This window comes from Achromobacter sp. DMS1 (assembly GCF_001270295.1).
In genome coordinates, this window is sequence record NZ_LHSJ01000205.1 from 1 (window position 1) to 7,622 (window position 7,622).

Consider the following 7,622-nt stretch of genomic DNA (forward strand, 5'->3'; position numbering starts at 1 on the left):
CGGCGGCTCGGCCGGCGCGGCGGCCGGGCGCACGGGCGCCACCGGCATGCGCGGCGCGGCGCCGTGCGAGGGCAACTCGAACTGCACCTGCACCGGACGCTCGTACCACTCGGCGGCCAGGGCCTCGATCTGGTGGGAGAAGTTCTTGCGCACCCAGTCCAGCTTGAAGCGGTTGGGCGCGGCCACGCGCAGCACCGCCTGCGTTTCGTCATACGCAAGCGGGACCAGCGGTCTTATCCACGCGCTGATTTGTTGGGGGGGGAGTTCCTGCTCAAGACGACTGACGCAGGTCTGCCAGAATTCTTTCATGTCGCTCTTGTTCAAACCTCGATTCTACCTTGCCCGGGCAGGGGTTATCCACAGGGAGCGACATGGGCGCCCCGGATCCAGGGGCATAACTGTTTGACAAGACAGGGAAAACTTGCTGAAATGGTGGGCTTTTCCGAATTCTGTCTGTCAGAAGGTTCACAGAAAGCCCGGATCCACTTTCGCCCGGCGCGGCGCGCGCCTGGTGCACATGCGCCAGGATGTCATGCCAAAATGCCTGCCGGCTGCCATGCCTGCAGCTCATTTGCCCGGGTGCATTTTCCACGGTTTCTGGCTGGGCGCCGCCCGCCAGGCCGGCTTGGCGAAAACGGTGGTTGCGAGGCTTTGCTGATATGGCCGCCCGGGATTTTCCCGGCAGAAAGCCCCGTCTGGATGTTTCGCGCCCTTGCCCCGTTTGCCGGGCGCGCCCGCTTCCAGATACCCGCTTTCGACGCGGCCTGGAACCCTCCGGGCAGGTCCTTCTGACTTTTGTTCTTTTTGTGGATCGTCCATGAAACGTACCTACCAGCCTTCCGTCACCCGCCGCAAGCGCACCCACGGCTTTCGCGTGCGCATGAAAACCCGCGCTGGCCGCGCCATCCTGAGCGCCCGCCGCGCCAAGGGCCGCAAGCGCCTGGCCGTCTGAGCCCGGCTTTCCGGTTTCCGGAAACCCGGCTTGCGCGCGGACCGGCAGGCTTGCCCGAGCACTCGCAATCCCGTCCAGGCGCCGCGCCGGCGCCCCGCGCACCGGCCGCAGCCGTCTTGCAGCCCATGTCGCGCCCCACGCTACCGCCGCAGGCGCGGCTGCATCGCCCCTCCGAGTTCGCTTCCGCGCTGAAAGGCCGGCGGCTGGCCCGAGGGGCTTTGTTCGTCGTAACCGCCGCGCCCCCGGCGCCGGCAGAGGGCGAAGCGCCCCACGCCCGGCTGGGCATGGTGATCGCCAAGCGCTATGCCGCCCGCGCCACCACGCGCAACGCCCTCAAGCGGGTCGTGCGCGAGGCGTTCCGCCACCAGCGGGCCCGCCTGCCGGCGCGGGATTACGTGGTGCGCCTGCATAGCAAAGTCGCCCCCGGCTCGCTCACCGCCCTGAAACAGGCGGCACGCGCCGAAGTGGACGCTCACTTTGAACGGATCGCGCGATGATCAGGGCTTTGCTCATCGCGCCGATCCGGTTCTACCGGTTCTTCCTCAGTCCCTGGGTCGGCCGGCAGTGCCGCTACACCCCGACCTGCTCGGCGTACGCGATCGAAGCCATCGAACGGCACGGCGCGCTGAAGGGGCTGTGGCTGGCCGTCCGGCGCATCGGACGCTGCCACCCCTGGTCGCCCGGCGGGCTGGACCCGGTTCCGCCCGCGCCGGGAACCAACGAGCCGCAGTGCTGTTCCCACCGCCACCGCACCCGGCATGAATGACGCTAAACTGGCGGGCTTTGCTGGCCCGTACTTACTTCAGTAGGCACCATGGATATCCGACGAACCGTCCTCTGGATGATCTTTTCCTTCTCGCTGTTGCTCCTCTGGAACAACTGGCAGATCCATAACGGCAAGCCGTCGCTGTTCGGCCCGACGCCGGCGGCCAGCACCAAAGCCGACACCGCCGCCGACCAGAACAACGGCGGCAGCGCCACGCCTTCGGTGCCCAGCGCGCCGGCTTCCGGCACGCCCTCCGCCCCGGCCTCGACGGTGCCCGGCGCCGCGACGGCAGCGTCCGCGCAGTCCGAGCAGGTGGTCGTCACGACCGACGTGCTGCGCCTGACCTTCGACACCCAGGGCGCCCAGCTGGTGCGCGCCGAGCTGCTGAAGTACCCGGCCACCGGCCATGCCGACCAGCCCACCGTGTTGCTGGACCGCTCCGGCGGCCTGACCTACGTGGCCCAGACGGGCGTGGTGGGCGCCCCCAACGGCCAGAGCTTCCCCACTCACATGACGCCCTTCCGCGTCGTGTCCACCGAGCGCGAACTCAAGGGCGACAGCCTGGCCGTGGCGTTCGAGGCCGAATCGGGTGGCGTCAAGGTCACCAAGACCTTCACCCTGCACCGCGGCCGCTACGATATCGACGTGCGCCACGACCTGGCCAACCTGGGCGCCGCCCCCGTCACTCCCGCGGTGTACCTGCAGCTCGAACGCGACGGCAACGATCCGGCCGACACCTCCAGCTTCTATCACACCTTCACCGGCGTGGCCGTCTATTCGGAACAGGACAAGTTCCAGAAGATGACCTTCGCCGATATCGAAAAGAACAAGGCGCACTACATCAAGCAGGCCGACAACGGCTGGATTGCCGTGGTGCAGCACTACTTCGCCACCGCCTGGGTGCCGCCGGAAGGCAAGCAGCGCAACAACGAAGTGCTGCAGGTGCAGAAGAACCTGTACGCAGCCCGCACGGTGGAGGCCGTGGGCGAGATCGCTCCCGGCGCCTCGGCCAGCGTCGACGCCCACCTCTGGGTCGGCCCGCAAGACCAGAAGGCCATGGCCGCGCTCGCGCCCGGCCTCGAACTGGTGGTGGACTACGGCTGGCTCACCATCATCGCCAAGCCGCTGTTCGCGCTCATGACCTGGCTGCATTCCCTGCTGGGCAACTGGGGCTGGACCATCGTGGCCCTCACGGTGCTCATCAAGGCGCTGTTCTATCCGCTGGCCTCGGCCAGCTACCGCTCCATGGCCCGCATGAAGCAGGTGGCTCCGCGCCTGCAGGCCCTGAAGGAAAAGTACGGCGACGACAAGCAGAAGCTCAACGCCGCCATGATGGAGATGTACCGCACCGAGAAGATCAATCCGCTGGGCGGCTGCCTGCCCATGCTGGTGCAGATTCCGGTGTTCATCTCGCTGTACTGGGTGCTGCTGGCCAGCGTCGAAATGCGCGGCGCGCCCTGGATCCTGTGGGTGCACGACCTGTCCGTGCGCGACCCGTACTTCATTCTGCCGGCCGTCATGATGGCCACCATGTTCCTGCAGATCAAGCTGAACCCCACGCCGCCCGATCCCGTGCAGGCCAAGGTCATGATGATCATGCCGCTGGTTTTCGGGGGAATGATGTTCTTCTTCCCGGCGGGCCTGGTGCTCTACTGGTGCGTGAACAACACGCTGTCCATTCTGCAGCAGTGGTCCATTACCCGGTCCATCCAGCGCAAGACGGAAGCCGCGGCCAACCGCTGACCCACTTTCCCGCAAGCAAGAAGCCGGCCCGGTGCCGGCTTTTTTGCGTCCTTTGCGCGGCGCCGTGGCGCGATATCAATAGTTAATATTTATCAAACCTAGGGAATCAATCAACTTCACAACGCAACATCGCACTTCTACTATGGGTCCGTGCTCTTTTCCGCGCCCGCCGCGCCGGACGCGCATATGCCGTCTCCAGCTCCCGGCGAGATCTCTACCGCAACCGAGAAGGAAATCGCGATGACCGACAAGAAACCCCTGACCACCGCTTCCGGCGCCCCCGTGGCCGACAACAACAACACGCTCACCGCCGGTCCGCGCGGGCCCGCCCTGCTCCAGGACTTCTGGCTGATCGAGAAGCTGGCCCACTTCGACCGTGAACGCATCCCGGAGCGGGTGGTCCACGCCAAGGGTTCCGGCGCCTACGGCACCTTCACCGTCACCAACGACATCACGCGCTACACCCGCGCCAGTATCTTTTCCAAGGTCGGCAAGCAGACCCCGCTCTTCCTGCGCTTTTCCACCGTGGCGGGCGAACGCGGCGCGGCCGATGCCGAGCGCGACGTGCGCGGCTTCGCCATCAAGTTCTACACCGACGAAGGCAACTGGGATCTGGTCGGCAACAACACCCCGGTGTTCTTCATCCGCGACCCGCTGAAATTCCCCGACTTTATCCACACCCAGAAGCGCGATCCGCGCACCAACCTGCGCAGCGCCACCGCCGCCTGGGATTTCTGGTCGCTCAGCCCCGAATCGCTGCATCAGGTCACCATCCTGATGAGCGACCGCGGCATTCCGGCCAACCTGCGCCAGCAACACGGTTTCGGCTCGCACACGTTCAGCTTCGTCAACAAGGACAACGAGCGCTTCTATGTCAAATTCCACTTCAAGTCACAGCAAGGCATCGCCTGTCTGACTGACGAAGAAGCCGCCCAGGTGGTGGCGCACGACCGCGAGAGCTCGCAGCGCGACCTGTACGAGAACATCGAGCGCGGCAATTTCCCGCGCTGGACGCTGAAAGTGCAGATCATGCCCGAGGCGCAGGCGGCCACCTACCGCATCAATCCCTTCGACCTCACCAAGGTCTGGCCGCATGCCGACTACCCGCTCATCGAGGTGGGCGTGCTCGAGCTCAACCGGAATCCCGAGAACTATTTCGCCGAAGTGGAACAGGCCGCCTTCACGCCGGCGAACGTGGTGCCGGGCATCGGATTTTCGCCGGACAAGATGCTGCAGGGCCGCCTTTTCTCCTATGGCGACACGCACCGCTACCGCCTGGGCATCAACCACCACCAGATTCCGGTCAACGCCCCGCGGTGTCCGTTCCACAGCTATCACCGCGACGGCGCCGGCCGCGTGGACGGCAACGGCGGCGGCACGCTCAACTACGAACCCAACAGCTTCGGCGAATGGCGCGAAACGCCCTCGGCGGCCGAGCCGCCGCTGGCGCTGGACGGCCAGGCCGCCGACCGCTGGAACCACCGGGAAGACGACGACTACTATTCCCAGCCCGGCGCCCTCTTCCGCCTGATGACGCCCGAGCAGCAGGAGCGGCTGTTCGGCAACATCGGCCGCCACATGGCCGGCGTGCCCGAGGAGATCCAGCGCCGCCAGCTCGAACACTTCCGCAAAGCCGATCCGGCCTATGCGGAAGGCGTGGCCCGTGCCCTGGGCCTGAAGCCGTAGGCGGCCCGGTTCAAGGGCAGCCGGCGCGCTCCGAGAGCACGCGGTCGATCAAGCCCCATTCTTTCGCCTCTTGCGGCGTCATGAAGCGGTCGCGGTCGAGCGCGCGTTCCACCTCCTCGTAGGTGCGCCCGCAGTGTTCCGCGTACAGGCGTGTGATGCGCTGCTTGGTCTGCAGGATTTCCTCGGCGTGGATGAGGATGTCCGAAGCCTGCCCCTGCACGCCGCCCAGCGGCTGGTGCACGTGGAGGCTGGCGTTGGGCAGCGCCACGCGCTCGCCGGGCGCGCCCGCCATCAGCAGGAACGACCCCATGGACCGCGCCGTGCCCATGCACAAGGTGTGCACCGGCGGCTTGATGTACTGCATGGTGTCGTACATGGCCAGGCCGCTGGTGATGACCCCGCCCGGCGAATTGATGTACAGGTGAATGGGCTTGTCCGGATTCTCGGCCTCCAGGAACAGCAGTTGCGCGCACACGCTGGCGGCCACCACATCGTTGACTTCGCCGGTCAGGAAAATGATGCGCTCCCTCAGGAGGCGCGAATAGATATCGTAGGAACGATCCCCGCGGCTCGATTGCTCGACCACCATGGGTATGTACTGCAACAGGCCGCTCATGCCATGCCTCGTTCGGGAAAGAAGTCTGGAGCGCGCAAGCCCTAGGCGGCGCGCATGAATGCGTAGGCGCCGTCGTTGGCCGCTTCCGGCCGCCCTGCCCCTTCCGCGGCCCGCGCCTGGTGAATGATCGTCAGCGCCGTGCCGCCCGCCTCGTTGCCGCGGATGCGCAGCGTGACCTCGCTTTCCAGATGGGGCGGCAATTCGTCGCGCAGGCGGTAGCGCACCTCTTCGCCGGGCACCGCCGACACCGATTCGGCCTGAGCCAGGGCCTTCGAAGGCAGCCATTGCTCGCGGAACTCGGCAATGCTGATGGCGCGCCACACCTTTTCCGGCGGCGCATCCAGCTCGTATTCCTGCACCAGCTCGACGGACAGCCCGCCGCTTTCGATATCGATGTCGCTCATTGGTCCATTTCCTTGAGTAGCGTCCTGAGGGCATCCACGCGCGCCGGCCAGTAGCTGCGGTACCGGTCCAGCCAGCGGATCAGCAGCGCCATGCCCTGCGGATCCACTTCGTAGTTCACGAAGCGGCCCTGGCGTTCCTCGCGCACGAGCCCCGCCTCCCGCAGCACCGACAGGTGCTGCGACATGGCCGGCTGGCTGATCTGCATGCCCGCGCGCAGCGCCGTGGCATTCATGCTGCCCGCCGCGAGCTTGTCGAAGATGGCGCGGCGGGTAGGGTCGGCAAGCGCCTTGAATATTGCGTTTTCCGTCATGCCAATACATTAGTCAATACTTATGTATTTGGCAAGCGCGTTCTGCCGCCAGTCAGGATGCCGCCGCTTGCTCGCCGACGTGGATGCCCAGGCCGGACCGCCCCGGCGCCAGGTCCGCCCGCAAGGCCAGCGACGGAATCTCGTAGGCGCCGCCGTTCTGCCTGCGGAAAGGAATGGGAGCCGTCGTCCACATCGAATCCAGCCGCTGCCCCAGCTCGGCGCGGACTCGGGCAAAGCGCGCCCCGTCCATGCGGCCGGCGCGATAGACCGCGAAGGGCGGCAGCACCTGGAAGCCCGGATAGAACAGCGTGCCGTGCTGGATCGGAAACAGCAGGTCGCCGATGGGGCCGTTGATGCCGCGCGGCGCATAGTGCGATTCCCAGCCCCCGGCCGTCACCACCAGCATGGCGCGCTTGCCCGCAAGCGTGCCCTCCCCGTAGCGGTCGCCCCAGTGGGTGTCCGAATGCTCGCCCACGCCGTAGGCAAAGCCGCAAGCGTAGACGCGCTCGACCCAGCCCTTCATGATGGCCGGCATCGAGAACCACCACAGCGGAAACTGCAGGATCAGGGCGTCCGCCCAAAGCAGCTTCTCCTGCTCGCGCGCGATGTCCGCGCGCTGCATGCCGGTTTCGTAGGCGCGGCGCGCATCCTCCGACGGGTCAAAGCGCGCCGAAGCGCGCGGGGCCAGGCTGTCGCCCGCATCCAGCACGGCCTTCCAGCCCATGGCGTACAGGTCGGAAACCTCCACCTCATGCCCGTTGCCGCGCAGGCGGGACACGGCAAAGTCCCTCAGCGCGCCGTTGAGAGAACGCGGCTCGGGGTGGGCATAGACCAGCAGGACTTTCATGATGTGCTCCAGAGAAGATCGAGAGACACACGATAGGTTTTCCACAGGTATAGTTGAAATAGATATCCACAATGCTTGATATTGCCATGGACAATATATTGAGGCGGCTCGACCTCAATCTGCTGGTCACCCTGGACGCCCTTCTGGCCGAACACAACGTGACGCGCGCCGCGCAGAAACTGCATCTGGCGCAGCCCACCGTCAGCCTGCAGCTCGCGCGGCTGCGCGATGTGTTCTCCGACCCCCTGCTGCTGCCCGGGCCGCGCGGCATGCGCCCCACCGCACGGGCCGACGCGC

Annotated in this window: 12 protein-coding genes; 6 read left to right on the plus strand and 6 right to left on the minus strand. The window is 66.2% G+C overall.

Annotation, left to right across the window (positions count from 1 at the left end; translation table 11 throughout):
- Together AD428_RS25515 and AD428_RS26385 are read right to left on the minus strand one after the other, a co-directional pair.
- A partial coding sequence (locus AD428_RS25515; protein WP_304438956.1) for a DnaA N-terminal domain-containing protein occupies positions 1 to 309 on the minus strand: 309 nt, incomplete at its 3' end.
- A 258-nt stretch (positions 310 to 567) separates the two neighbouring features.
- Positions 568 to 819, minus strand: a complete 252-nt coding sequence (locus tag AD428_RS26385) for a hypothetical protein (RefSeq protein ID WP_152968156.1) — start codon at positions 817 to 819, stop codon at positions 568 to 570.
- Between AD428_RS26385 and rpmH the strand changes: the two genes are divergently transcribed.
- The 5 genes from rpmH (at position 818) to AD428_RS19635 (ending at position 5,147) form a co-directional block, all read left to right on the plus strand.
- Positions 818 to 952 carry a 50S ribosomal protein L34 gene (rpmH, locus tag AD428_RS19615; RefSeq protein WP_006228069.1) on the plus strand — a complete coding sequence of 45 codons (135 nt, stop codon included), beginning with the start codon at positions 818 to 820 and terminating at the stop codon, positions 950 to 952. The two genes, AD428_RS26385 and rpmH, sit on opposite strands and share 2 nt — an antisense overlap.
- Positions 953 to 1,077: 125 nt before the next feature.
- Complete coding sequence (locus AD428_RS19620; RefSeq protein WP_053246302.1) at positions 1,078 to 1,449, plus strand: ribonuclease P protein component; 372 nt, start codon at positions 1,078 to 1,080, stop codon at positions 1,447 to 1,449.
- The gene (yidD, locus tag AD428_RS19625) at positions 1,446 to 1,718 is read left to right on the plus strand and encodes a membrane protein insertion efficiency factor YidD (protein ID WP_053246303.1); all 273 of its coding nucleotides are present in this window, start codon (positions 1,446 to 1,448) and stop codon (positions 1,716 to 1,718) included. Before AD428_RS19620 ends, yidD begins: the two co-directional genes overlap by 4 nt.
- Positions 1,719 to 1,766: 48 nt before the next feature.
- Positions 1,767 to 3,461, plus strand: coding sequence for a membrane protein insertase YidC (yidC, locus tag AD428_RS19630; protein ID WP_053246304.1), 1,695 nt, complete (start codon positions 1,767 to 1,769; stop codon positions 3,459 to 3,461).
- 240 nt (positions 3,462 to 3,701) lie between these two features.
- Entirely contained in the window at positions 3,702 to 5,147 is a 1,446-nt protein-coding gene (locus AD428_RS19635; protein WP_053244619.1) for a catalase, read from the plus strand.
- A gap of 10 nt (positions 5,148 to 5,157) precedes the next feature.
- Here AD428_RS19635 and AD428_RS19640 read toward each other — a convergent pair whose 3' ends face one another.
- The 4 genes from AD428_RS19640 to AD428_RS19655 are packed head-to-tail and all read right to left on the minus strand — an operon-like array spanning position 5,158 to position 7,325.
- On the minus strand, positions 5,158 to 5,763 hold the full coding sequence (locus AD428_RS19640) for an ATP-dependent Clp protease proteolytic subunit (RefSeq protein WP_053244620.1): 606 nt from the start codon (positions 5,761 to 5,763) through the stop codon (positions 5,158 to 5,160).
- Positions 5,764 to 5,804: 41 nt separating this feature from the next.
- Positions 5,805 to 6,167 (minus strand): SRPBCC family protein, encoded by a 363-nt coding sequence (locus AD428_RS19645; protein WP_053244621.1) that lies wholly within the window; start codon positions 6,165 to 6,167, stop codon positions 5,805 to 5,807.
- Positions 6,164 to 6,478 carry an ArsR/SmtB family transcription factor gene (locus AD428_RS19650; RefSeq protein WP_053244622.1) on the minus strand — a complete coding sequence of 105 codons (315 nt, stop codon included), beginning with the start codon at positions 6,476 to 6,478 and terminating at the stop codon, positions 6,164 to 6,166. The genes AD428_RS19645 and AD428_RS19650 overlap by 4 nt, the downstream gene beginning before the upstream one ends.
- Before the next feature lie 52 nt (positions 6,479 to 6,530).
- Entirely contained in the window at positions 6,531 to 7,325 is a 795-nt protein-coding gene (locus tag AD428_RS19655; RefSeq protein WP_053244623.1) for an NAD(P)H-dependent oxidoreductase, read from the minus strand.
- An 86-nt stretch (positions 7,326 to 7,411) separates the two neighbouring features.
- On the opposite strand from AD428_RS19655, the gene AD428_RS19660 reads away from it, so the two are divergent.
- The coding region (locus AD428_RS19660) for a LysR family transcriptional regulator (protein ID WP_152968157.1) at positions 7,412 to 7,622 on the plus strand (211 nt) is incomplete at its 3' end.